Source organism: Mesorhizobium sp. M0870, assembly GCF_040319775.1.
Classification (GTDB): Bacteria; Pseudomonadota; Alphaproteobacteria; order Rhizobiales; family Rhizobiaceae; genus Mesorhizobium.
Genome location: NZ_JAMYOI010000002.1, coordinates 341,400 through 364,322, shown reverse-complemented (window position 1 = coordinate 364,322; position 22,923 = coordinate 341,400). Strand labels below are relative to the sequence as shown.

Genomic DNA, 22,923 nt, shown 5'->3' with positions numbered 1-22,923 from the left:
CGCCAAGCCAAGGTCCGGGCGGCCGCCCGGACCTTGGCTCAATCGCTCTAATCCCACGAAATCTCTCTCGTGTAGATACAAGGTGGCTCGGCGTAGCCGAGACGGAGTGGGGGTCGACCCTTTGGTGCCGGGCGTGCATTCACGCCAGGTCCGCGATCCCGTCGCGTGCATAAGTCAATCGAAGAACGCCTCGACCACGTTGCGCTTGCCGAGCATGAAGGCGTCGGCGACATGCTGCAGGGGCGCGAGGTCGACATCTGAGGTCCCGGCACGCACGATCTCGGCGAAGCGCTTGTAGAGCATCGGGTACTCGGCCTCCGGCTCGTCATGAACCACCTTGCCGTCGATGGCGAGCTTCGACCCGCCGCCCGACAGCACCATGGCACCCTTGTCGGTCTCGGCCAGGATGTCCCAGCTTTGCGGGCCGGTCTGCAGCCAGTCGAGATCCATCGTCACCGGCAATCCATTCGAGGTGCGGAAGGCGACGCGCGCGGCAACCGGGGAGGCGCGGTTTTCGGGAAAATCCAGCACCGCCGAGGTGATGAACATCGCCGGCAGGACGTGGGTGGCAATCGACAGCGCGTTGATGCCGGGATCGAAGACGCCAAAACCGCCGGGCGCCCAGATCCATTCCTGGTTCGGGTGCCAGCGGCGCACATCTTCCTTCCAGTTGATGGCGGCCGACTTGATCTTGGTCGTGTCGAGAAATGCGCGCGCGGCCTCGACCGCCGGCGCATAGCGCGAGTGCCAGCTGGCGAACAGCGAGACGCCGTTCTGCGAGGCCAATGTCTTGAGGTCCTCGACCTCGCTGACAGTGGCGCCAGGCGGCTTCTCCAGGAAGACATGTTTCTTTGCTATCAGCGCTGTCCGCGCCGCGTCGTAGCGGAACTGCGGCGGCATGCAGAGCGATACGGCCTCGAGTTCGGGCACCGCGTCGAGCATGGCTTCGATGTCAGGAAAATTCGCGATGTCATCCACCTTGCCGTGACGGCTGGCGGCCGCGATGAGGCGATAGTCCTGGTCCTTCGCCAGGGCCGGCAGGTGCTGGTCGCGGACGATCTTGCCGACGCCGACGATGCCTATCTTGATGGGCTGGGACACGGCCGCTCCGTCTGTTTGATGATGGTGATGGTTTCTTATCAGAACACTTGCCCCGGGCAAGCCGAAGCCGAGCAGGCAAGCTCAGCCTTCCTCGAGCGGCAGTGTGCACATTTTTGTCGGCTGGGAAGGCCTCGGTCGCCGATTCGTCTCGGTAGCCGATTCGAAAGCTGGACCGGGAGGTCGGGGTCAGATCGGCACGTCGAAGGTAACGATCGACACTTCGCCTTCGAGCGCGCCCTGGAAGGCGGAGATATGCGGCTCTTCGTCGGGGATGCCGTCCATGTCACCGATCTGGTCGAGCTCCGCCTCGGCGTACCCTTCGGCGGCAAGCGATTCGAGTGCCCGGCGCACCGCCGAATCGTCGTCGGGCGCAACCAGCATGACGTGGACGCCTTCCGGTTTGCCGCCTTTTTTCTTCCACACCCGGCCGGTGATGATGGTGACCGGGCGTTCTTCGTTGTCGTTCACGGGCCGATTCCTCTTGGCAGCGGGTGGGCGGGCGAGGGGGTCCTGACTGCTCATGCGGCCTTTTCGCATGAAGCAAGGCCGCGCAACAGCGCAAACCCATTCACTTTGCCTGAAGGCTTGTCACTTTCTTCCTCGCTCTTGCAAAAATGCGAAAGAAAATTACATGCGGTTTTCGCATGGCTGCCAAGCCTTGGTCGGCGCGCAATATTTGGTGCTCCGGGCTTGACGGTCCGCAGTCTTACGAGTAGAAGCCGCCCAGTCAGAACCGATGTGAGGCTCTCCCTTCCGAAGCGACACGCTTTGGAGTTTGCCTCAAACAGGGTTCGTTTTACGAGCGAAAAGACATTTCCGGCGTGCACGAAGCGGCTTCCGCTTCCTCTGCCTTTTGTTCGGGCAAGACCGCGAGGCGCGGTTTATGGCCCGAATTTGCGTATGGAAATGACGCTTTGAGCGGCCCTGACCGGGCGAGACACGGAATTGAGAGACAAGAGGGTTTAATGCCTACCGTCAACCAGCTGATCCGCAAGCCGCGCATTGCGCCGGTGAAGCGCAACAAGGTCCCGGCCATGCAGCAGAACCCGCAGAAGCGGGGCGTCTGCACGCGCGTCTATACAACGACGCCGAAGAAGCCGAACTCGGCGCTGCGCAAGGTGGCCAAGATCCGCCTGACCAATGGTTTTGAAGTGATCGGGTACATCCCCGGCGAAGGCCACAACCTTCAGGAGCACTCCGTGGTCATGATCCGCGGCGGCCGCGTCAAGGATCTTCCGGGCGTTCGCTACCACATCATCCGCGGCGTGCTCGACACGCAGGGTGTGAAGAACCGCAAGCAGCGCCGTTCGAAGTACGGCGCCAAGCGTCCGAAGTAAGGGGCGTCCGAAGTAAGATTTTCCGGCCTTGGCGCTCCTTGATTGCGTCGGGCTATGAGATTGAGAGACAAAAGCCATGTCGCGTCGTCACAGTGCAGAAAAGCGTGAGATCAATCCGGACCCGAAGTTCGGCGATCTGATCGTCACCAAGTTCATGAACGCCGTTATGTATGACGGCAAGAAGTCGGTCGCCGAGACCATCGTCTACGGCGCGCTCGACCAGGTTCAGTCGAAGACCAAGCAGGAGCCGGTCACCGTCTTCCATCAGGCGCTCGACAATGTCGCGCCGCATGTTGAAGTGCGTTCGCGTCGTGTCGGCGGCGCCACCTACCAGGTTCCGGTCGACGTGCGCCCCGAGCGCCGCCAGGCATTGGCCATTCGCTGGCTGATCGCAGCGGCCCGCAACCGCAACGAGACCACGATGGTCGACCGCCTCTCCGGCGAGCTGATGGATGCGGCCAACAACCGCGGCACGGCAGTCAAGAAGCGTGAAGACACCCACAAGATGGCTGAAGCCAACCGCGCTTTCGCGCACTACCGCTGGTAAAGCGCGAACGAGACTGAGAGGCAGCTACGATGGCCCGCGAATACAAAATCGAAGACTACCGCAATTTCGGTATCATGGCGCATATTGACGCCGGCAAGACGACGACCACCGAGCGCGTCCTCTACTACACGGGCAAGTCGCACAAGATCGGCGAAGTCCACGACGGCGCTGCCACCATGGATTGGATGGAGCAGGAGCAGGAGCGCGGCATCACCATCACGTCCGCCGCGACCACGACCTTCTGGAAGGCTCGTGACGGCAAGATGCACCGCTTCAACATCATCGACACCCCCGGCCACGTCGACTTCACCATCGAAGTCGAGCGTTCGCTGCGCGTGCTCGACGGCGCCATCGCGCTGCTCGATGCCAATGCCGGCGTTGAGCCGCAGACCGAGACCGTCTGGCGCCAGGCCGACAAGTATCGCGTTCCGCGCATGATCTTCTGCAACAAGATGGACAAGATCGGCGCCGACTTCTATCGCTCGGTCGAGATGATCGGTTCGCGCCTCGGCGCGCATGCCGTTGTCATGCAGCTGCCGATCGGCGCCGAGACCGAGTTCAAGGGTGTCGTCGACCTCGTCGAGATGAATGCGCTGGTCTGGCGCGACGAGACGCTGGGCGCTGCCTGGGATGTCGTCGAGATCCCGGACGACCTCAAGGCTCGTGCCGAAGAATACCGCGAGAAGATGATCGAGGCCGCCGTCGAAATGGACGAGACGGCGCTTGAGAATTACCTCGAAGGCAAGATGCCGTCGAATGACGAGATCCGTGCGCTGATCCGCAAGGGCACCATCGCGGTCAAGTTCTACCCGATGTTCTGTGGCTCGGCCTTCAAGAACAAGGGCGTGCAGCCGCTGCTCGACGCCGTCGTCGAATATCTGCCGTCGCCGGCCGATGTTCCCGCCATCAAGGGCGTCGATGCCAAGACCGACGCCGAGATCGAGCGTCATGCCGACGACAACGAGCCGCTGTCGATGCTCGCCTTCAAGATCATGAACGACCCGTTCGTCGGTTCGCTGACCTTTGCCCGCATCTATTCGGGCAAGCTCACCAAGGGCATCTCGGTCGACAACACCGTGAAGGGCAAGAAAGAGCGCATCGGCCGCATGCTGCAGATGCATGCGAACTCGCGCGCTGACGTCGAAGAGGCTTTTGCCGGCGACATCGTTGCTCTTGCCGGTCTCAAGGACACGACCACCGGCGACACGCTGAGCGATCCGCTGCATCCGGTCATTCTCGAGCGCATGGAATTCCCCGATCCGGTCATCCAGATCGCCATCGAGCCGAAGACCAAGAACGACCAGGAAAAGATGGGCCTCGCCCTTCACCGCCTGGCTGCCGAGGATCCGTCCTTCCGTGTCAAGACCGACGAGGAAAGCGGCCAGACCATCATTTCCGGCATGGGCGAACTTCACCTGGACATCATCGTCGACCGCATGCGTCGCGAGTTCAAGGTCGAGGCCAATGTCGGCGCACCGCAGGTGGCTTATCGCGAGACGATCACCCGCAGGCACGAGCAGGATTACACGCACAAGAAGCAGACCGGCGGTACCGGTCAGTTCGCTCGCGTCAAGATCGTCTTCGAGCCGAACCCGGACAGCAGCGAGTTCGAGTTCGAGACCAAGATCGTCGGCGGCGCCGTGCCGAAGGAATACATCCCGGGTGTCGAAAAGGGCATCAACAGCGTCATGACCTCGGGTCCGTTCGCGGGCTTCCCGATGATCGGCGTCAAGGCGACCCTGATCGACGGCGCTTACCACGATGTCGACTCCAGCGTTCTGGCCTTCGAAATCGCCGGCCGCGCCTGCTTCCGTGAAGCCGCACCCAAGCTTGGCGTGCAGCTTCTGGAGCCGATCATGAAGGTCGAAGTGGTGACGCCGGAAGATTACGTCGGCAGCGTCATCGGCGATCTGAACGGTCGTCGTGGCCAGATCCAGGGCCAGGAAGCGCGCGGCGTGGCCGTCGTCATCAACGCGATGGTGCCGCTCGCCAACATGTTCAAGTATGTCGACAACCTGCGCTCGATGAGCCAGGGCCGTGCGGCCTACACCATGCAGTTCGATCACTATGAGCCGGTTCCGACCGCAGTGGCTCAGGAAGTCCAGAAGAAATACGCCTAAGGGTTTCTTAGCCACCGGGTCGCGCTCCTTGCGCGGTGCCGGATCTGAAGAGCGAATAACAATATCCCCTTAGCGGGTAGAATAGACGGAGAACGATTATGGCCAAAGGTAAATTCGAGCGTAACAAGCCTCACGTGAACATCGGCACGATTGGCCACGTCGACCATGGCAAGACGTCGCTGACGGCGGCGATCACCAAGTATTTTGGCGAATACAAGCGCTACGACCAGATCGACGCTGCCCCTGAAGAGAAGGCGCGCGGCATCACGATCTCGACGGCGCACGTCGAATACGAGACGGCTGCCCGCCACTACGCTCACGTCGACTGCCCCGGCCACGCCGACTATGTGAAGAACATGATCACCGGTGCCGCGCAGATGGACGGCGCGATCCTGGTCGTGTCGGCTGCCGACGGCCCGATGCCGCAGACCCGCGAGCACATCCTGCTTGCCCGTCAGGTCGGCGTGCCGTCGATCGTGGTGTTCCTGAACAAGGTCGACCAGGTCGACGACGCCGAGCTGCTCGAACTGGTCGAGCTCGAGGTTCGCGAGCTTCTGACCAAGAACGAGTTCCCCGGCGACGACATTCCGATCGTCAAGGGTTCGGCGCTGGCTGCTCTGGAAGACAGCGACAAGAAGATCGGTGAAGACGCGATCCGCGAGCTGATGGCTGCGGTCGATGCCTACATCCCGACGCCGGTTCGTCCGCTCGACAAGCCGTTCCTGATGCCGATCGAAGACGTGTTCTCGATCTCGGGCCGCGGCACGGTCGTGACCGGCCGCGTCGAGCGCGGCGTGGTCAAGGTCGGCGAGGAGCTGGAGATCATCGGCATCCGTCCGACGACCAAGACGACCTGCACGGGCGTCGAGATGTTCCGCAAGCTGCTCGATCAGGGCCAGGCTGGCGACAACATCGGCGCGCTGCTGCGCGGCGTTGATCGTGAAGGTGTCGAGCGCGGCCAGGTTCTGGCCAAGCCGGGCACGGTGAAGCCGCACAAGAAGTTCGTGGCCGAAGCCTACATCCTGACCAAGGACGAAGGTGGCCGTCACACGCCGTTCTTCACCAACTACCGTCCGCAGTTCTACTTCCGCACGACCGACGTGACCGGCATCGTGTCGCTGCCGGAAGGCACCGAGATGGTGATGCCGGGCGACAACATCACGGTCGATGTCGAGCTGATCGTGCCGATCGCAATGGAAGAGAAGCTGCGCTTCGCCATCCGTGAAGGCGGCCGCACCGTCGGTGCCGGCATCGTCGTCACCATCAAAGAGTAATTTGGACTTAAACCGATCTGTCGCGGGCGCGGGAGTTGCCCGCGCCGCGCCAGAACAAGGAAGTGACGCATGAACGGACAGAATATCCGCATCCGCCTTAAGGCGTTTGACCACCGCGTGCTCGACGCCTCGACGAAGGAAATCGTGTCGACGGCCAAGCGTACCGGTGCAAACGTCCGCGGCCCCATTCCGCTGCCGACGCGGATCGAAAAGTTCACGGTCAACCGGTCGCCTCACGTCGACAAGAAGAGCCGCGAGCAGTTCGAGATGCGCACGCACAAGCGTCTGCTCGACATCGTCGATCCGACCCCGCAGACGGTCGATGCTTTGATGAAGCTCGATCTGGCCGCCGGCGTCGACGTCGAGATCAAGCTCTAAGGGAATGAGAGCGCGGTAAGGGGCGGTGCCCCTGGCCCGGAACTCTAAAGGAATTGAACCGATGCGTTCAGGTGTGATTGCAAAAAAGGTGGGAATGACCCGCATCTATAACGATGCCGGGGAACATGTTCCCGTCACCGTTCTCCTGATGGAGAACTGCCAGGTCGTGGCCCAGCGCACGCAAGAGAAGAATGGCTACACCGCCGTTCAGCTCGGCGTTGGCCTTGCCAAGGTGAAGAACACGTCGAAGGCGATGCGCGGCCATTTCGCGACCGCTTCCGTCGAGCCGAAGGCGAAGGTCGCCGAGTTCCGCGTCTCCGCCGACAACATGATCGATGTCGGCGCGGAGATCACCGTCGAGCATTTCGTCGCCGGCCAGAAGGTCGATGTGACGGGCACGACGATCGGCAAGGGCTTTCAGGGCGTCATCAAGCGCCACCACATGGGCGGTGGCCGTGCAACGCACGGTAACTCGGTTTCGCACCGTACGCACGGTTCGACCGGCCAGCGCCAGGACCCGGGCAAGGTGTTCAAGGGCAAGCATATGGCTGGCCACATGGGCGACACCCGCGTCACCACGCAGAATGTCGAGATCGTATCGACCGACGCCGACCGCGGCCTGATCCTGATCCGCGGTGCGGTTCCCGGATCGAAGGGCGCCTGGATCCTGGTCCGCGATGCGGCCAAGGTGGCACTGCCGGCCAATGCGCCGAAGCCTGCCGCGATCCGCGCCGTTGCTGCCGAAAGTGGCGCCAAGAACGAGGCTCCGGCCACAGAGGGAGCGGAATAATGGATCTCAAGATCACAACGCTGGGCGGCAAGGACGCCGGCAAGGTGGAACTCTCCGACGAGATTTTCGGCCTTGATCCGCGCGAAGACATCCTGCAGCGCGTCGTGCGCTGGCAGCTTGCCAAGAAGCAGCAGGGCACGCACAAGACCAAGGGTCGCGCCGAGATCGCGCGCACCGGCGCCAAGATGTACAAGCAGAAGGGTACGGGCCGCGCCCGTCACCATTCGGCACGCGCTCCGCAGTTCCGCGGCGGCGGCAAGGCCCACGGCCCGGTCGTTCGCAGCCACGAGCACGAACTGCCGAAGAAGGTTCGTGCTCTCGGCCTCAAGCATGCTCTCTCGGCCAAGGCCAAGAGCGCGTCGATCATCATCATCGACGAGCTGAAGCTGACCGAGGCCAAGACGAAGGCGCTGATCGCGAATTTCGCGACGCTGGGCCTGACCAACGCTTTGCTGATCGGCGGCGCCGAGCTTGACAAGAACTTCAAGCTGGCGGCGACGAACATCCCCAACATCGACGTGCTGCCCATCCAGGGCATCAACGTCTACGACATTCTGCGCCGCGGCACGCTGGTCCTTTCGAAGGCCGCCGTCGAGGCTCTCGAGGAGCGTTTTAAATGACCGACCTTCGTCATTACGACGTGATCGTCTCGCCGGCGATCACCGAAAAGTCGACCATGGCCTCCGAGCAGAACAAGGTCGTCTTCAACGTCGCCAAGAAGGCGTCGAAGCCGGAAATCAAGGCCGCCGTCGAAGCGCTGTTCGGCGTCAAGGTGATGGCCGTGAACACGCTTGTCCGCAAGGGCAAGATCAAGCGCTTCCGTGGCACGGTTGGCCGCCAGAGCGACGTCAAGAAGGCGGTTGTGACGCTGGCCGATGGTCAGTCGATCGACGTCGCGACGGGTCTCTGAGCAAGGCCGCGAGGACAGAACAATGGCACTGAAAAAATTCAACCCGGTAACGCCCAGCACACGTCAGCTGGTCATCGTCGACCGCTCGGGCCTCTACAAGGGCAAGCCCGTCAAGGGTCTGACCGAAGGCCTGACCAAGTCGGGCGGCCGCAACAATCATGGTCGCATCACCGCCCGCTTCATCGGCGGTGGTCACAAGCGTTCGTACCGCATCATCGACTTCAAGCGCCGCAAGTTCGACGTCGTCGGCACGGTCGAGCGCATTGAGTACGATCCGAACCGCACCGCCTTCATCGCGCTGATCAAGTATGACGATGGCGAGCTGTCCTACATCATCGCTCCGCAGCGTCTGGCTCCCGGCGACAAGATCGTGTCCGGTGAAGCGGTCGACGTGAAGCCGGGCAATGCGATGCCGCTGGCTTCGATGCCGGTCGGCACCATCGTCCACAACATCGAGCTGAAGCCGGGTAAGGGCGCTCAGGTCGCCCGTTCGGCAGGTGGTTATGGCCAGCTGGTCGGTCGTGACCAGGGCATGGCGATCCTGCGCCTCAACTCGGGCGAGCAGCGTGTCGTTCACGGCTCCTGCATGGCCACTGTCGGCGCCGTGTCCAATCCGGACCACGGCAATATCAATGACGGCAAGGCCGGTCGCACGGTTTGGCGTGGCAAGCGCCCGCACAATCGCGGCGTGACCATGAACCCGGTCGACCATCCGCACGGCGGCGGTGAAGGCCGCACCTCGGGTGGCCGCCATCCGGTTTCGCCCTGGGGCAAGCCGACCAAGGGCAAGAAGACGCGGTCCAACAAGGCGACCGACAAGTTCATCCTGCGCTCGCGCCATCAGCGCAAGAGCTAAGAAGAGGTAACGCCAAGTGACTCGTTCGATTTGGAAAGGCCCCTTCATTGACGGCTACCTTCTCAAGAAGGTGGACAAGGTTCGTGAAGGTGGTCGCAATGAGGTGATCAAGATGTGGAGCCGTCGCTCCACCATCCTGCCGCAGTTCGTCGGCTTCACCTTCGGTGTCTACAACGGCCAGAAGCATGTTCCCGTCTCGGTGAACGAGGACATGGTCGGTCACAAGTTCGGTGAATTCGCTCCGACCCGGACCTATTACGGTCACGGCGCGGATAAGAAGGCGAAGAGGAAATAATCATGGGCAAGGCCAAAGCTCCGCGCAGGCTTGCTGATAACGAAGCGCGCGCCGTATTGCGCACGATCCGTATCAGCCCGCAGAAGCTCAACCTCGTTGCCGCGCTGATCCGCGGCAAGAAGGTCGCGACAGCGCTTTCCGATCTCGAATTCTCGGCCAAGCGGATTTCCGGCACGGTCAAGAAGACGCTGGAATCGGCAATCGCCAACGCGGAAAACAACCACGACCTGGATGTCGATGCACTGATCGTGGCGGAAGCCTATGTCGGCAAGTCGATCGTCATGAAGCGGTTCCATGCCCGTGGTCGCGGTCGCGCCAGCCGTATCGAGAAGCCGTTCTCGCACCTCACGATCGTCGTTCGTGAAGTCGAAGAAAAAGGGGAGGCCGCATAATGGGCCAGAAAGTCAATCCGATCGGTCTTCGCCTCGGCATCAACCGCACCTGGGATTCGCGCTGGTTCGCGAACACCGGCGAGTACGGCAAGCTGCTGCATGAGGACATCAAGATCCGCAAGTATCTCGAGAAGGAGCTCAAGCAGGCTGCCATCTCGAAGGTCGTGATCGAGCGTCCGCACAAGAAGTGCCGCGTCACCATCCACGCCGCGCGCCCGGGTCTGATCATCGGCAAGAAGGGCGCCGACATCGAGAAGCTTCGCAAGAAGCTGATGGAGATGACGAAGTCCGAGACGCACCTCAACATCGTTGAAGTGCGCAAGCCGGAAATCGACGCGACCCTGGTCGCCCAGTCGATCGCCCAGCAGCTCGAGCGTCGTATCGCGTTCCGCCGCGCCATGAAGCGTGCCGTTCAATCGGCGATGCGCCTCGGTGCCGAAGGCATCCGCATCAACTGCGCCGGCCGCCTCGGCGGCGCCGAGATCGCGCGCATGGAATGGTATCGCGAAGGCCGCGTGCCGCTGCATACGCTGCGTGCGGACGTCGACTACGGTACGGCCGAAGCGCACACGGCTTATGGCATCTGCGGCGTCAAGGTCTGGGTGTTCAAGGGCGAAATCCTTGAGCATGACCCGATGGCTTCGGAGCGTCGGGCCAGCGAAAGCGATGCAGCGCATGGCGGTGGTGGTGATCGCGAACGCGGTCGTCGTCGCGAAAACGCCTGAGACATTTAGGAATTTGGAGTTAGAACGATGCTGCAGCCAAAGCGCACAAAGTTCCGCAAGCAGTTCAAGGGCCGTATCCATGGTACCGCAAAGGGCGGCACCAACCTGGATTTCGGTGGTTTCGGGCTGAAGGCGCTTGAGCCGAACCGCGTCACCGCACGTGAGATCGAGGCGGCCCGCCGCGCGATCACGCGTGAAATGAAGCGCGCTGGTCGCGTCTGGATCCGTATTTTCCCGGACGTGCCGGTCACTTCGAAGCCGACCGAAGTCCGCATGGGTAAGGGCAAGGGTGCGGTCGACTACTGGGCGGCGCGCGTCAAGCCGGGCCGTATCATGTTCGAGATCGACGGCGTCAATGAAGAAACCGCCCGTGAGGCACTGCGTCTCGGCGCGGCCAAGCTCTCGGTCAAGACGCGCTTCGTGCAGCGCATCGCAGAATAAGGACGGGCTGATCATGAAAGCCGAAGACATCCGGACCAAGACCCAGGACCAGCTGACCGACGACCTGGCCAGCCTGAAGAAGGAGCAGTTCAACCTGCGCTTCCAGAAGGCCACCGGCCAGCTCGAGAAGACCGCGCGCGTGAGACAGGTCCGTAAGGATATTGCGCGTATCAAGACCATCGCTGCGGAAAAGTCCGCGGCTAAGAAGGCTTAAGGACGAAAACCATGCCAAAGCGCATTCTGCAGGGCACCGTCGTCAGCGACAAGAACGAGAAGACGGTTGTCGTCAAGGTCGAACGGCGCTTCACGCATCCCGTGATGAAGAAGACCGTGCGCATGACCAAGAAGTACAAGGCGCACGACGAGAACAACGCCCACAAGGTAGGCGATCAGGTGTTCATCCAGGAATCGAAGCCGATTTCCAAGGACAAGCGCTGGATCGTCGTGTCTTCGGACCAAGCCTGACCTCGGGCGTAAACAACGAATTTTGGACAGACCGGGGAGGGGCTTTGAGCCCATCCCGTTAGAAGAGAAGAAGGCGGCCAGTCATGATTCAGATGCAAACAAACCTCGACGTCGCGGATAATTCCGGCGCCCGTCGTGTCATGTGCATCAAGGTGCTGGGCGGCTCGAAGCGGAAATACGCTTCCGTGGGCGACATCATCGTGGTGTCGATCAAGGAAGCCATTCCGCGCGGCCGCGTGAAGAAGGGCGATGTGATGAAGGCGGTCGTGGTTCGCACGGCCAAGGACATCCGCCGCCCGGACGGCAGCGTGATCCGTTTCGACAAGAACGCGGCCGTTCTCGTCGACAACAAGAAAGAGCCGATCGGCACGCGTATCTTCGGACCGGTTCCGCGCGAACTCCGCGCCAAGAACCACATGAAGATCATCTCGCTCGCGCCTGAAGTGCTGTAAGGAGCCGGACCAATGCAAAAGATTAGAAAAGGCGACAAGGTCGTCGTGCTGGCCGGCAAGGACAAGGGCCGTTCGGGCGAAGTCCTCTCGGTGCAGCCGAAGGAAGACACCGCGCTGGTGCGCGGCGTCAACATGATCCGCCGTCACCAGAAGCAGTCCCAGTCCCAAGAGGGCGGGATCATCACCAAGGAAGCGCCGATCCAGCTGTCGAACATCGCGCTGGCCGACCCCAAGGATGGCAAGCCGACCCGCGTCGGCTTCATCTTCCAGAAGGACGGCAAGAAGGTGCGCGTCGCCAAGCGCTCGGGAGAAGTCATCAATGGCTAAGGCTCAAACCACGAAGCCCAAGGCTGAAAGCAAACAGTCCAAGGCTCAGAACACGCCGCGCCTCAAGCAGGTCTACAACGAGACCATCCGCAAGGCGCTGCAGGAACAGTTCGGCTACGACAACGAGATGCAGGTTCCGCGCATCGACAAGATCGTGCTGAACATGGGCGTTGGCGAAGCGACCGCCGATTCGAAGAAGCCTTCGATCGCGGCCGAAGACCTGGCGATGATCGCCGGCCAGAAGGCCGTCGTCACCCGCGCCCGCAATTCGATCGCCGGCTTCAAGGTCCGCGAGAAGATGCCGATCGGTGCCAAGGTCACGTTGCGCAAGGAACGCATGTACGAGTTCCTCGACCGCCTCGTGAACATCGCACTGCCGCGCGTCCGCGACTTTCGCGGACTGAATCCGAAGAGCTTCGATGGCCGTGGCAACTACGCCATGGGCATCAAGGAACACATCGTGTTCCCGGAGATCAACTACGACAAGGTTGATCAGATCTGGGGCATGGACGTCATCGTTTGTACGACTGCGAAGACGGACGACGAAGCCAGGGCATTGCTCAAGGCCTTCAACTTCCCCTTCCGCCAGTAACGGCAGCGAGAAAAGGAAAAATCTGAAATGGCAAAGACCAGCTCAGTCGAGAAGAACAACAGGCGCCGCAAGCTTGCCGACCAGTACGGTCCCAAGCGGGCTGCGCTCAAGGCGATCATCATGGATCAGTCCAAGCCGATGGAAGAGCGCTTCCGCGCTCAGCTCAAGCTTGCCGCCATGCCGCGCAACTCGGCCAAGATCCGCATCCGCAACCGCTGCGAAGTCACCGGCCGTCCGCGCGCCTACTATCGCAAGCTCAAAGTATCGCGCATCGCGCTTCGTGATCTCGGCAATAACGGCCAGATCCCGGGCCTGGTCAAGTCGAGCTGGTAAGGAGGACATAACATGTCATTGAGCGATCCTCTCGGCGATATGCTGACCCGCATCCGCAACGCGTATGGCCGCAAGAAGTCGAGCGTTTCGACGCCGGCTTCGCGTCTGCGCACCCGCGTCCTCGACGTGCTGAAGGCTGAAGGCTATATCCGCGATTACAGCCAGACCGACTTCGACAACGGCAAGTCCGAAATCGAGATCGAGCTGAAGTATTTCGACGGCGCGCCGGTCGTGCGCGAAATCGCCCGCGTCTCGAAGCCAGGCCGCCGCGTCTATGTTTCGGCCAAGTCGATTCCGCAGGTCGCCAACGGCCTCGGCATCGCCATCCTTTCGACACCGAAGGGCGTGATGGCCGACCACGAAGCACGTGAACAGAACGTCGGCGGTGAGATCCTCTGCCAGATCTTCTGATCTGGCAGTTGACCGCAAAGTGGAATCCGGTCTTCGGATCGTTCCCGAAGACAGAGACCTGAAACAAGAGAAGTGACGAGGACAACAAAATGTCTCGTATTGGAAAGAAACCCGTTTCGCTGCCGCAGGGCGTGACCGCGACCGTCAACGGCCAGACCGTGACGGCGAAGGGCCCCAAGGGTGAGCTGAAGTTCGTGGTGAACGACGAAGTCCTGGTCAAGATGGAAGGCAGCGAGATCGCTGTCCAGCCGCGCGACCAGACCAAGACCGCCCGCTCCAAGTGGGGCATGTCGCGCACGCAGATCGTCAACATCCTGCAGGGCGTCAAGGACGGTTTCGAGAAGAAGCTCGAGATCACCGGCGTCGGTTATCGCGCGGCACTTCAGGGCAAGAACCTGCAGCTGGCGCTTGGCTTCAGCCATGACGTCGTCTATGAGACGCCGGCCGGCATCACCATCACGGTGCCGAAGCCGACCGAAATCACCGTGGCCGGCATCGACAAGCAGCAGGTCGGCCAGGTTGCGGCCGAGATCCGCGAGTATCGTGGTCCGGAGCCCTACAAGGGCAAGGGCGTCCGCTATGCTGGCGAGAAGATCGTCCGCAAGGAAGGCAAGAAGAAGTAGTGGGCCTGGCCTCGAAAAGTCCAAGACTTTTCGGAAAAGGCCAAGCTGGGAAGTGTAACGCCGCGGGGAGCGGTCGCGGGAGGCGCTTTCGCCTGCCGCATATGGCGGCCCCCGTTTTTTGAAGGCAAGGAAGACCATCATGGGTACCAAGGAATCCACGCAGCGCCGCGCGCAGCGCGTCCGCCGTCAGATCAAGAAGGTCGCCGGCGAGCGCCCGCGTCTGTCGGTCCACCGCACGTCGAAGAACATCTACGTGCAGGTCATCGACGACGCCAAGGGCCACACCATCGCTGCCGCTTCGACGCTCGAGAAGGACCTCAAGGGTTCGCTCAAGACCGGCGCCGACACCGCCGCCGCCGCAGCGATCGGCAAGCTGATCGCCGAGCGCGCCACCAAGGCCGGCGTCAAGGAAGTCGTCTTCGACCGCGGCGCCTACATTTATCACGGCCGCGTCAAGGCGCTCGCCGAGGCTGCCCGCGAAGGTGGCTTGAGCTTTTAAGCATAGTCCCGAAAAGTTGCAGACTTTTCGGATAGGGATTATGCGAAGAAATTGATTTCGCCCCCGGTGACCGTTTCCCGATTTATTCGGGGCGAGGCACCGGATCTTATTAGCAACCGTGCTTCCGGAAAAAAACAAGGAACAGGATATGGCACAGGAACGTAGGGATGGCGGCCGCGGCCGCGATCGTGAAGAACGCGATGACGGCATGGTGGACAAGCTCGTCCACATCAACCGCGTCGCCAAGGTCGTCAAGGGCGGCCGTCGCTTCGGTTTTGCAGCACTCGTCGTCGTCGGCGACCAGAAGGGCCGCGTCGGCTTTGGTCACGGCAAGGCGCGCGAAGTGCCGGAAGCCATCCGCAAGGCAACTGAATCGGCCAAGCGCGACATGATCTTCGTGCCGCTGCGCTCGGGCCGTACGCTGCACCATGACGTCGAAGGACGCTGGGGCGCCGGACGCGTGCTGCTGCGCGCCGCCAAGCAAGGTACCGGCATCATCGCCGGTGGCCCGATGCGCGCTGTCTTCGAGACGCTCGGCATGCATGACGTGGTCGCCAAGTCGATGGGTTCGTCGAACCCCTACAACATGGTTCGCGCCACCTTCGACGCGCTGAAGAGCCAGATGCATCCCAAGGATGTGGCTGCTGCTCGCGGCATCAAGTATTCGACCCTTCAGGCCCGCCGCGGCACCGCCGTTGCGGCTGAAGAATAGTCGATCTGACCAGGGATTTTGACCATGGCCAAGAAAGCAACCAAGACCATCACCGTTGAGCAGATCGGTTCGCCGATCCGCCGTCCGAAGGAACAGCGCGCAACGCTGGTCGGCCTCGGCCTCAACAAGATGCACAAGCAGCGCACGCTGGAAGATACGCCCTCCGTGCGCGGCATGATCGCTGCCGTCCAGCATCTCGTCCGCGTCGTGGACGAGGGCTGAGCCAGAGCGCAGGAGAACTCAGATGAAACTCAACGATCTGCGTGACAAGGACGGCGCGACGCACTCCAAGAAGCGTCTCGGCCGTGGTATCGGCTCCGGCTCGGGCAAGACCGGCGGTCGCGGCGTCAAGGGCCAGAAGGCGCGCTCCGGCGTCGCCGTCAACGGTTTCGAGGGTGGCCAGATGCCGCTCTACCGGCGCCTGCCGAAGCGTGGCTTTAACAACATCTTCGCCAAGAGCTTCACTGTCGTGTCGCTGGCCCGCATTCAGGTGGCCATCGACGCCAAGAAGCTCGATGCCAAGGCGACCGTGACGGCTGAATCGCTGGTTGCCGCCGGCGTCATCCGCCGCGTCAAGGACGGCGTGCGCATCCTCTCGGATGGCGAGATCAAGGCGAAGCTCGCCTTTGACGTCGCCGGCGCCTCCAAGGCCGCGATCGAGAAGATCGAAAAGGCCGGCGGTTCGGTCAAGCTGCCGCAGGAAAAGGCAGCTGCCGAGTAACGGCAATTTGAAGCGCGATCGGCAAGAGTGGGATCCGTTTTTGCTCACGATTGCGCTTTGATCTGCTCAACGAGGCGGCCGCGTCAACGCGGCCGCTTGCATGTTTAGAGCCCGGAGCTTATCTCGTGAGCTTCGGTGAAACGCGCCGCCTGACCTCAGGGCCATCAAGCGTTACCAAGCGGAGAATCAGGCATGGCTTCGGCTGCTGAACAATTAGCCTCGAATCTGAATTTCTCGGCCTTCGCCAAGGCGGAGGATTTGAAGAAGCGCATCTGGTTCACGATCGGCGCGCTGCTCGTCTATCGCCTCGGCACCTACATCCCGCTTCCTGGTATCAATCCCGACGCCTTCGCCCAGGCATTCTCTTCGCAGAGCAAGGGCGTGCTTGGCATGTTCAACATGTTCGCCGGCGGCGCCGTGCAGCGCATGGCGATCTTTGCGCTCGGCATCATGCCTTACATCTCCGCGTCCATCATCATGCAGCTGATGACCTCGGTCATCCCGTCACTGGAAGCGCTGAAGAAGGAAGGCGAACAGGGCCGCAAGGTCATCAACCAATACACGCGCTACGGCACCGTGCTGCTTGCGCTGGTTCAGGCCTATGGCATTTCTGTCGGTCTGGAAGGCGGCAACGGCATCGTCAGCGATCCCGGCATGTTCTTCCGCATCTCGACCGTTGTCACGCTGGTCGGCGGCACCATGTTCCTGATGTGGCTGGGCGAGCAGATAACCGCGCGCGGCATCGGCAACGGCATTTCCCTGATCATCTTCTCCGGCATCGTCGCCGGCCTGCCGCACGCCATCTCCGGCACGCTGGAGCTTGGCCGCACCGGCGCGCTGTCGACCGGCCTGATCCTGGCGATCATCGTGCTGGCCGTCGTCGTCATCGCACTCATCGTGTTCTTCGAGCGCGCCCAGCGCCGCTTGCTGATCCAGTATCCGAAGCGCCAGGTCGGCAACCGCATGTTCCAGGGCGATACCTCGCATCTGCCGCTGAAGCTCAACACGTCGGGTGTCATTCCGCCGATCTTCGCCTCGTCGCTGCTGTTGCTGCCGGCCACCGTCGCGGGTTTCTCGCAGACGACCAACATGCCGGCCTGGGCAAGCACCATTCTGGCTGCACTCGGACATGGCCAGCCGCTCTACATGGCATTCTATGCGGCGATGATCGCGTTCTTCGCTTTCTTCTACACTGCGATTGTCTTCAACCCGAAGGACACCGCCGACCAGCTCAAGAAGCATTCAGGCTTCATCCCGGGTTATCGTCCGGGCGAGCGCACCGCCGATTACATCGATTACGTTCTCACCCGCATCACCGTCGTCGGCGCCATCTATCTGGTGCTGGTGTGCCTGCTGCCGGAGTTCCTGATCTCGGCGACTGGCGTACCATTCTACCTTGGTGGCACATCGCTTCTGATCGTGGTCAGTGTCACGCTCGATACGGTTGCGCAGATTCAGGGCCACCTGATTGCGCACCAGTATGAAGGCCTGATCAAGAAGTCGAAGCTGCGCGGGGGGAAGAAAGCCAGATGAGGTTGATATTGCTTGGGCCGCCAGGAGCGGGCAAGGGGACGCAAGCACAAAGACTGGTAGAAAAACACGGCATACCCCAGCTCTCGACGGGCGACATGCTGCGTGCTGCCGTCCAGGCAGGCACCGAAGTCGGCAAGCGCGCCAAGGCGGTGATGGATGCCGGTGAACTGGTGTCCGATGCGATCGTCAACGCGATCGTCGCCGAGCGTATCGATCAGCCCGACTGCGCCAAGGGGTTCATCCTCGACGGCTATCCGCGGACCCTGGTGCAGGCGGATGCGGTCGAGCAGATGCTGTTGGATCGCTCCCAGGCCCTCGACGCCGTCATTGAGCTCGTGGTCGACGACAAGGCTCTGGTTGGCCGGATCGTCAAGCGCGCCGACGAGGCGCAGGCAGCCGGCCTTCCCGTTCGCAAGGACGACAACCCGACGGTGTTCGAAGAGCGCCTGAGGGAATACTACAAGAAGACGTCGCCGCTGATTGGCTACTACTATGCCAAGGGCAAGCTCCGCAGTGTCGACGGCATGGCCGATATCGACGCCGTGACGGAACAGATCGAAGCGGTGCTCAAGGACGCAGTGCGGGGAAATTAACGATTGCACTTGACGGAAGCGGTTCGCTGCGGTATGGCGGCCCGTCTTCCTATCAGGCATGAGCTTTGCTTGTCCGCAAGGGCAAGGCAGCCGCATTGAACTGGAAACTCCCGCATGGGCCGGCCTCCACCGGACGCGGGGCAACTTAAGACAGCGCCGTGCCCGCCTCGTTTTTGAGGATTGGCCGGCCCACATGGAGAAGGGAAGAACATGGCTCGTATAGCCGGCGTCAACATTCCGACCAACAAGCGCGTTGTCATTGCGCTTCAGTACATTCACGGCATTGGCAAGCGGTTCGCCCAGGAGATCGTCGACAAGGTCGGCATCCCGGCCGAGCGCCGCGTCAACCAGCTGACCGACGCGGAAGTGCTGCAGATCCGCGAAACCATCGACCGCGATTACCAGGTTGAAGGCGACCTGCGCCGCGAAGTCTCTATGAACATCAAGCGGCTCATGGACCTCGGCTGCTACCGCGGCCTGCGTCACCGCCGCTCGCTGCCGGTCCGCGGCCAGCGCACGCATACCAATGCGCGCACCCGCAAGGGCCCGGCCAAGTCGATCGCCGGCAAGAAGAAGTAATTTGTTAGGGGAATAAGGGAGTAGGGGAGTAAGGCAGTAGGGAATGCCCATCAATCGGGCCGCACTTTTCCCTACTCCCTTACTGCCCTATTCCCCTACTCCCTTACGAAGGTGGAGCCGCTGGCATTACGGCGGTGTAGAGATCAACTGAAAGGACTATCATGGCCAAGGAAGCCGCTCGTGTTCGCCGTCGCGAACGCAAGAATATCTCGTCGGGCGTTGCCCACGTCAATTCGACCTTCAACAACACGATGATCACCATCACCGACGCGCAGGGCAATTCGATTGCCTGGTCGTCGGCCGGTGCCCAGGGCTTCAAGGGTTCGCGCAAGTCGACCCCGTTCGCTGCCCAGATGGCTGCCGAGGATGTTGCCAAGAAGGCCCAGGAACACGGCATGCGCATGCTCGAAGTCGAGGTCTGCGGGCCCGGCTCCGGTCGTGAATCGGCATTGCGCGCCCTGCAGGCCGCCGGCTTCACCATCACGTCGATCCGTGATGTGACGCCGATCCCGCACAATGGCTGCCGCCCGCGCAAGAAGCGTCGCGTCTAAGCATTTATCGAACGCCGCGCGAGCGCCCTTGGGCGCTCCTCCGCGGCATTCCAGGTCGCCCGCCACGATTGGATGGTGGCGGGTCAACGGAAGGAAAGCATCATGATCCAGAAAAATTGGCAGGAACTGATCAAGCCGAACAAGATCGAGTTCTCGTCGAAGAAGAAGACGCTGACCACGCTGGTCGCCGAGCCTCTCGAGCGTGGCTTTGGCCTGACGCTGGGCAACGCGCTGCGCCGCGTGCTTCTGTCTTCGCTGCGCGGTGCGGCTGTTACCGCCGTGCAGATCGACGGCGTTCTGCATGAATTCTCGTCCATCGCCGGTGTGCGCGAGGACGTGACCGACATCGTCTTGAATATCAAGGAAATCGCCATCCGCATGGAAGGCGATGGTCCCAAGCGCATGGTCGTTCGCAAGCAGGGACCGGGTGCTGTTCTTGCCGGTGACATCCAGACGGTTGGCGACGTCGAGATCCTCAACCCCGACCACGTCATCTGCACGCTGGACGAAGGCGCTGAAATCCGCATGGAATTCACCGTCGACACCGGCAAGGGTTACGTGCCGGCCGACCGCAACCGCGCCGAAGACGCGCCGATCGGCTTGATCCCGGTCGACAGCCTTTATTCGCCGGTCAAGAAGGTCTCCTACAAGGTCGAGAACACCCGCGAGGGTCAGGTTCTCGACTATGACAAGCTGACCATGACGATCGACACCGACGGTTCGATCACCGGCGAGGACGCGGTGGCTTTCGCCGCCCGCATCCTGCAGGACCAGCTCGGCCTGTTCGTCAACTTCGACGAGCCGCAAAAGGAAGTCGCCGCCGAGGCCGTCACCGAGCTCGCCTTCAACCCGGCGCTGCTCAAGAAGGTCGACGAACTCGAGCTTTCGGTGCGTTCGGCCAACTGCCTGAAGAACGACAACATCGTCTATATCGGCGACCTGATCCAGAAGACCGAAGCCGAGATGCTCCGCACCCCGAACTTCGGCCGCAAGTCGCTGAACGAGATCAAGGAAGTCCTGGCGGCGATGGGCCTGCACCTCGGCATGGAAGTGCCGGACTGGCCGCCGGAAAATATCGAAGACCTCGCTAAGCGTTACGAAGACCAATATTGAGCATGAATTCCAAGGATCGGCGGCGTGGGCCGCTCGATCCGACGGTCATGCGGAAAACCATCAGAGGCCACGGCCTCTTGAACAACTGAAGAAGGAAAAGAGCCATGCGCCACGGTTTCAAAGGCCGTCGCTTCGCCCGAAGCATTAGCCATCGCAAGTCGATGTTCGCCAACCTCGCCGTGTCGCTGCTCGAGCACGAGCAGATCGTCACGACCTTGCCGAAGGCGAAGGACCTGCGTCCGATCGTCGAGAAGCTGGTGACGCTCGGCAAGCGCGGCGACCTGCACGCCCGCCGCCAGGTCATTGCGCAGATCGGCAATGAAGGCGTCGTCAAGCGTCTGTTCGATACCATCGCGCCGCGCTACGCCAACCGCAATGGCGGCTATCTGCGCATCATGAAGGCGGGCTTCCGTCACGGTGACAACGCCGCCATGGCTGTCATCGAGTTCGTCGATCGCGACGTCTCGGCCAAGGGCGCAGGCGACCGCGCTCGCATCGAAGCCGAAAGCGCTGACGCGGACGCCGCAGCCGCATAAGGCTCGGTTTTCCCAAATGACTTCAAAGGGGCCTGCGGGCCCCTTTTTTGTTTTCTGAAAGCAGCAAACCGCGGCGGAATCCGATTTCCTGGCTTGGCCCTGGGGTTTTGGCCCAAAATAGTCGGATTTCAGCGGCTTAGCCTTTCATTTTGCACAATCGTCGGGACAATGCCCCCGAACCTGCCTTGGAGGATTCGCGAATGCGCGCCAGAAGACTGCCCTTTGTTCTGCTTTTCGCCGTCATGGCGTTTGCGGCCGCACCGGTGGTCAGGCAAGCATTGGCCGAGGATACCAAGACGGATCCCGGCCTGTCCGATGTGCTGACCGACCTGCTGCATGGCGTGGAAGGCGAAAACGCCACGGCTGGGCCCGACAAGCGCGTACCCTTCGGCCGCGAGGAGGTGCAATTGTCCTTTGCGCCGCTGGTCAAGCAGACAGCCCCGGCGGTGGTCAACGTCTATGCCTCGCAGACCGCCAAGGTGACGTCGCCTTTCGACGGCGATCCGTTCTTCGAGGAATTCTTCGGCCGCTCGCAGCCGCGTGCGCAGTCTTCGCTCGGCTCCGGCGTGCTGGTCGATCCGACCGGCGTCGTGGTCACCAATTACCACGTCATCAAGGATGCCGACCGGGTCAAGGTGGCGACGGCGGACGGACGCGAGTTCGACAGCAAGGTGCTGCTCAAGGACGAGACACTCGACCTCGCCGTGCTCAAGATCACCTCGGACAAGCCGTTTCCGGTTATCGCCATCGGCGATTCCGACGCGCTTGAGGTCGGCGACCTGCTGCTGGCCATCGGCAACCCCTTCGGCGTCGGCCAAACCACCACCAGCGGCATCGTCTCGGCATTGGCCCGCAGCCATATCGGCGTCTCCGATTCCAGCTTCTTCATCCAGACCGACGCCGCCATCAATCCGGGCAATTCCGGCGGTGCGCTGATCAACATGGGCGGCCAGCTGGTGGGCATCAACACCGCCATCTACAGCCGCAGCGGTGGTTCGATCGGCATTGGCTTTGCCATTCCCTCGAATATGGTTCGCGCTTTTGCCGACGCGGCCAAGGCCGGGCTCGACTTCTTCGAGCGGCCCTATGTCGGCGCCGAGTTCGAAGCGGTGACGCCGCAGATCGCCGAATCGCTCGGCATGGAGAAGCCGACCGGTGCGCTGGTCTCGTCGGTCGAAGCGACCGGTCCGGCCGCCAAGGCAGGGCTCAAGCCCGGCGACGTGGTGCTGCAGCTCAACGGCAAGCCGGTCGAGAGCATCGAAGCGCTGGACTACCGGATGGCGACGCTGTCGATCGGTACCACCGCCAATTTCGCGGTTTTGACCAAGGGCCAGCAAGCGGCGATGGATATAGCGCTGGAGCGTGCTCCGGAAGGCATGAAGGCTGCCGAGGTGACGCTGCATGGCCGCAGCCCGTTTTCGGGCGCCAAGGTCGCGGAGCTGTCGCCCCGGCTCGCGCAGCGGCTTGGCCTGCGCACGGACATCAAGGGCGTCACCGTGGTCGACATCAACCGCGATTCTCCGGCCGCCGATTTCGGCTTCCAGCCGGGCGACATCGTGCGTGAGGTGAACGGCACCACCATCGATACCGCGGCGACCCTGGAGCTGGCGGCCAAGACGGATACGCGCTGGTGGCGCTTTACCGTCGAGCGCGGCGGGCAGATAATGCGTCAGGTGTTGCGTTATTAGGGCTGGGCTCCGTGCATTCGGGCTCATGC

Annotated in this window: 34 protein-coding genes; 32 read left to right on the top strand and 2 right to left on the bottom strand. The window is 61.9% G+C overall.

Annotated elements, in window-relative coordinates; genetic code table 11:
* Nucleotides 1–174: 174 nt before the first annotated feature.
* Entirely contained in the window at nt 175–1,101 is a 927-nt protein-coding gene (locus tag NKH97_RS04960) for a Gfo/Idh/MocA family protein (RefSeq protein ID WP_352795586.1), read from the bottom strand.
* A 186-nt stretch (nt 1,102–1,287) separates the two neighbouring features.
* Nucleotides 1,288–1,569, bottom strand: a complete 282-nt coding sequence (locus tag NKH97_RS04955; protein ID WP_013531420.1) for a transcriptional regulator — start codon at nt 1,567–1,569, stop codon at nt 1,288–1,290.
* A 497-nt stretch (nt 1,570–2,066) separates the two neighbouring features.
* Here NKH97_RS04955 and rpsL point away from each other — a divergent pair, with 497 nt between their 5' ends.
* The 32 genes from rpsL to NKH97_RS04795 all read left to right on the top strand — a co-directional run bounded on the left by rpsL (nt 2,067) and on the right by NKH97_RS04795 (nt 22,894).
* The gene (gene rpsL, locus NKH97_RS04950; RefSeq protein WP_006333356.1) at nt 2,067–2,438 is read left to right on the top strand and encodes a 30S ribosomal protein S12; all 372 of its coding nucleotides are present in this window, start codon (nt 2,067–2,069) and stop codon (nt 2,436–2,438) included.
* 76 nt (nt 2,439–2,514) lie between these two features.
* Nucleotides 2,515–2,985 carry a 30S ribosomal protein S7 gene (gene rpsG, locus NKH97_RS04945; protein ID WP_008875664.1) on the top strand — a complete coding sequence of 157 codons (471 nt, stop codon included), beginning with the start codon at nt 2,515–2,517 and terminating at the stop codon, nt 2,983–2,985.
* Between the two features lie 29 nt (nt 2,986–3,014).
* Entirely contained in the window at nt 3,015–5,105 is a 2,091-nt protein-coding gene (gene fusA, locus NKH97_RS04940) for an elongation factor G (RefSeq protein WP_023762913.1), read from the top strand.
* A gap of 98 nt (nt 5,106–5,203) precedes the next feature.
* Nucleotides 5,204–6,379 carry an elongation factor Tu gene (gene tuf / locus NKH97_RS04935; protein WP_095090666.1) on the top strand — a complete coding sequence of 392 codons (1,176 nt, stop codon included), beginning with the start codon at nt 5,204–5,206 and terminating at the stop codon, nt 6,377–6,379.
* Between the two features lie 69 nt (nt 6,380–6,448).
* Nucleotides 6,449–6,757 (top strand): 30S ribosomal protein S10, encoded by a 309-nt coding sequence (gene rpsJ / locus NKH97_RS04930; RefSeq protein WP_010909272.1) that lies wholly within the window; start codon nt 6,449–6,451, stop codon nt 6,755–6,757.
* 61 nt (nt 6,758–6,818) lie between these two features.
* Nucleotides 6,819–7,547 carry a 50S ribosomal protein L3 gene (gene rplC, locus NKH97_RS04925; RefSeq protein WP_013531422.1) on the top strand — a complete coding sequence of 243 codons (729 nt, stop codon included), beginning with the start codon at nt 6,819–6,821 and terminating at the stop codon, nt 7,545–7,547.
* Nucleotides 7,547–8,167, top strand: a complete 621-nt coding sequence (gene rplD, locus NKH97_RS04920) for a 50S ribosomal protein L4 (RefSeq protein WP_013531423.1) — start codon at nt 7,547–7,549, stop codon at nt 8,165–8,167. Before rplC ends, rplD begins: the two co-directional genes overlap by 1 nt.
* Nucleotides 8,164–8,457, top strand: a complete 294-nt coding sequence (locus NKH97_RS04915) for a 50S ribosomal protein L23 (protein ID WP_013531424.1) — start codon at nt 8,164–8,166, stop codon at nt 8,455–8,457. The genes rplD and NKH97_RS04915 overlap by 4 nt, the downstream gene beginning before the upstream one ends.
* Nucleotides 8,458–8,479: 22 nt before the next feature.
* Entirely contained in the window at nt 8,480–9,313 is an 834-nt protein-coding gene (gene rplB / locus NKH97_RS04910; protein ID WP_027026960.1) for a 50S ribosomal protein L2, read from the top strand.
* A 16-nt stretch (nt 9,314–9,329) separates the two neighbouring features.
* Nucleotides 9,330–9,608 (top strand): 30S ribosomal protein S19, encoded by a 279-nt coding sequence (gene rpsS / locus NKH97_RS04905; RefSeq protein WP_006205463.1) that lies wholly within the window; start codon nt 9,330–9,332, stop codon nt 9,606–9,608.
* A gap of 2 nt (nt 9,609–9,610) precedes the next feature.
* Nucleotides 9,611–10,000, top strand: a complete 390-nt coding sequence (gene rplV, locus NKH97_RS04900; RefSeq protein ID WP_006205462.1) for a 50S ribosomal protein L22 — start codon at nt 9,611–9,613, stop codon at nt 9,998–10,000.
* On the top strand, nt 10,000–10,725 hold the full coding sequence (gene rpsC, locus NKH97_RS04895; protein WP_013531426.1) for a 30S ribosomal protein S3: 726 nt from the start codon (nt 10,000–10,002) through the stop codon (nt 10,723–10,725). Before rplV ends, rpsC begins: the two co-directional genes overlap by 1 nt.
* Before the next feature lie 27 nt (nt 10,726–10,752).
* The gene (rplP, locus tag NKH97_RS04890; protein WP_013531427.1) at nt 10,753–11,166 is read left to right on the top strand and encodes a 50S ribosomal protein L16; all 414 of its coding nucleotides are present in this window, start codon (nt 10,753–10,755) and stop codon (nt 11,164–11,166) included.
* Nucleotides 11,167–11,179: 13 nt separating this feature from the next.
* Complete coding sequence (gene rpmC / locus NKH97_RS04885) at nt 11,180–11,380, top strand: 50S ribosomal protein L29 (protein WP_006205459.1); 201 nt, start codon at nt 11,180–11,182, stop codon at nt 11,378–11,380.
* A gap of 11 nt (nt 11,381–11,391) precedes the next feature.
* A complete protein-coding gene (rpsQ, locus tag NKH97_RS04880) occupies nt 11,392–11,631 on the top strand; it encodes a 30S ribosomal protein S17 (RefSeq protein WP_010909280.1) in 240 nt (79 codons plus the stop codon).
* A gap of 83 nt (nt 11,632–11,714) precedes the next feature.
* The gene (rplN, locus tag NKH97_RS04875; protein ID WP_006205457.1) at nt 11,715–12,083 is read left to right on the top strand and encodes a 50S ribosomal protein L14; all 369 of its coding nucleotides are present in this window, start codon (nt 11,715–11,717) and stop codon (nt 12,081–12,083) included.
* 12 nt (nt 12,084–12,095) lie between these two features.
* A complete protein-coding gene (rplX, locus tag NKH97_RS04870; protein ID WP_013531428.1) occupies nt 12,096–12,410 on the top strand; it encodes a 50S ribosomal protein L24 in 315 nt (104 codons plus the stop codon).
* Nucleotides 12,403–13,002 (top strand): 50S ribosomal protein L5, encoded by a 600-nt coding sequence (rplE, locus tag NKH97_RS04865; RefSeq protein WP_013531429.1) that lies wholly within the window; start codon nt 12,403–12,405, stop codon nt 13,000–13,002. The genes rplX and rplE overlap by 8 nt, the downstream gene beginning before the upstream one ends.
* Nucleotides 13,003–13,029: 27 nt before the next feature.
* Nucleotides 13,030–13,335, top strand: a complete 306-nt coding sequence (gene rpsN / locus NKH97_RS04860; protein ID WP_013895695.1) for a 30S ribosomal protein S14 — start codon at nt 13,030–13,032, stop codon at nt 13,333–13,335.
* Between the two features lie 12 nt (nt 13,336–13,347).
* Nucleotides 13,348–13,746, top strand: coding sequence for a 30S ribosomal protein S8 (gene rpsH / locus NKH97_RS04855; RefSeq protein WP_013531431.1), 399 nt, complete (start codon nt 13,348–13,350; stop codon nt 13,744–13,746).
* Nucleotides 13,747–13,835: 89 nt separating this feature from the next.
* The gene (gene rplF, locus NKH97_RS04850) at nt 13,836–14,369 is read left to right on the top strand and encodes a 50S ribosomal protein L6 (protein WP_013895694.1); all 534 of its coding nucleotides are present in this window, start codon (nt 13,836–13,838) and stop codon (nt 14,367–14,369) included.
* A 139-nt stretch (nt 14,370–14,508) separates the two neighbouring features.
* Nucleotides 14,509–14,868: a 50S ribosomal protein L18 gene (gene rplR, locus NKH97_RS04845; protein ID WP_027038735.1), complete on the top strand. Its 360-nt coding sequence runs from the start codon at nt 14,509–14,511 to the stop codon at nt 14,866–14,868.
* Nucleotides 14,869–15,016: 148 nt separating this feature from the next.
* Nucleotides 15,017–15,580: a 30S ribosomal protein S5 gene (rpsE, locus tag NKH97_RS04840; RefSeq protein WP_006333394.1), complete on the top strand. Its 564-nt coding sequence runs from the start codon at nt 15,017–15,019 to the stop codon at nt 15,578–15,580.
* Between the two features lie 24 nt (nt 15,581–15,604).
* Nucleotides 15,605–15,802, top strand: a complete 198-nt coding sequence (rpmD, locus tag NKH97_RS04835; RefSeq protein ID WP_006205449.1) for a 50S ribosomal protein L30 — start codon at nt 15,605–15,607, stop codon at nt 15,800–15,802.
* A gap of 22 nt (nt 15,803–15,824) precedes the next feature.
* Nucleotides 15,825–16,301 (top strand): 50S ribosomal protein L15, encoded by a 477-nt coding sequence (rplO, locus tag NKH97_RS04830; protein WP_352441553.1) that lies wholly within the window; start codon nt 15,825–15,827, stop codon nt 16,299–16,301.
* A gap of 192 nt (nt 16,302–16,493) precedes the next feature.
* Nucleotides 16,494–17,834 (top strand): preprotein translocase subunit SecY, encoded by a 1,341-nt coding sequence (gene secY / locus NKH97_RS04825; RefSeq protein WP_023812083.1) that lies wholly within the window; start codon nt 16,494–16,496, stop codon nt 17,832–17,834.
* Entirely contained in the window at nt 17,831–18,427 is a 597-nt protein-coding gene (locus NKH97_RS04820; protein WP_023812082.1) for an adenylate kinase, read from the top strand. Before secY ends, NKH97_RS04820 begins: the two co-directional genes overlap by 4 nt.
* 210 nt (nt 18,428–18,637) lie before the next feature.
* Nucleotides 18,638–19,006: a 30S ribosomal protein S13 gene (rpsM, locus tag NKH97_RS04815; RefSeq protein ID WP_013531437.1), complete on the top strand. Its 369-nt coding sequence runs from the start codon at nt 18,638–18,640 to the stop codon at nt 19,004–19,006.
* A gap of 161 nt (nt 19,007–19,167) precedes the next feature.
* Nucleotides 19,168–19,557 (top strand): 30S ribosomal protein S11, encoded by a 390-nt coding sequence (gene rpsK / locus NKH97_RS04810; protein ID WP_006205444.1) that lies wholly within the window; start codon nt 19,168–19,170, stop codon nt 19,555–19,557.
* A gap of 102 nt (nt 19,558–19,659) precedes the next feature.
* On the top strand, nt 19,660–20,670 hold the full coding sequence (locus NKH97_RS04805) for a DNA-directed RNA polymerase subunit alpha (protein WP_023812081.1): 1,011 nt from the start codon (nt 19,660–19,662) through the stop codon (nt 20,668–20,670).
* Between the two features lie 104 nt (nt 20,671–20,774).
* Nucleotides 20,775–21,206 (top strand): 50S ribosomal protein L17, encoded by a 432-nt coding sequence (rplQ, locus tag NKH97_RS04800; protein WP_013531439.1) that lies wholly within the window; start codon nt 20,775–20,777, stop codon nt 21,204–21,206.
* A 200-nt stretch (nt 21,207–21,406) separates the two neighbouring features.
* Nucleotides 21,407–22,894, top strand: coding sequence for a DegQ family serine endoprotease (locus tag NKH97_RS04795; RefSeq protein WP_023812080.1), 1,488 nt, complete (start codon nt 21,407–21,409; stop codon nt 22,892–22,894).
* The last annotated feature ends 29 nt before the right edge of the window (nt 22,895–22,923 follow it).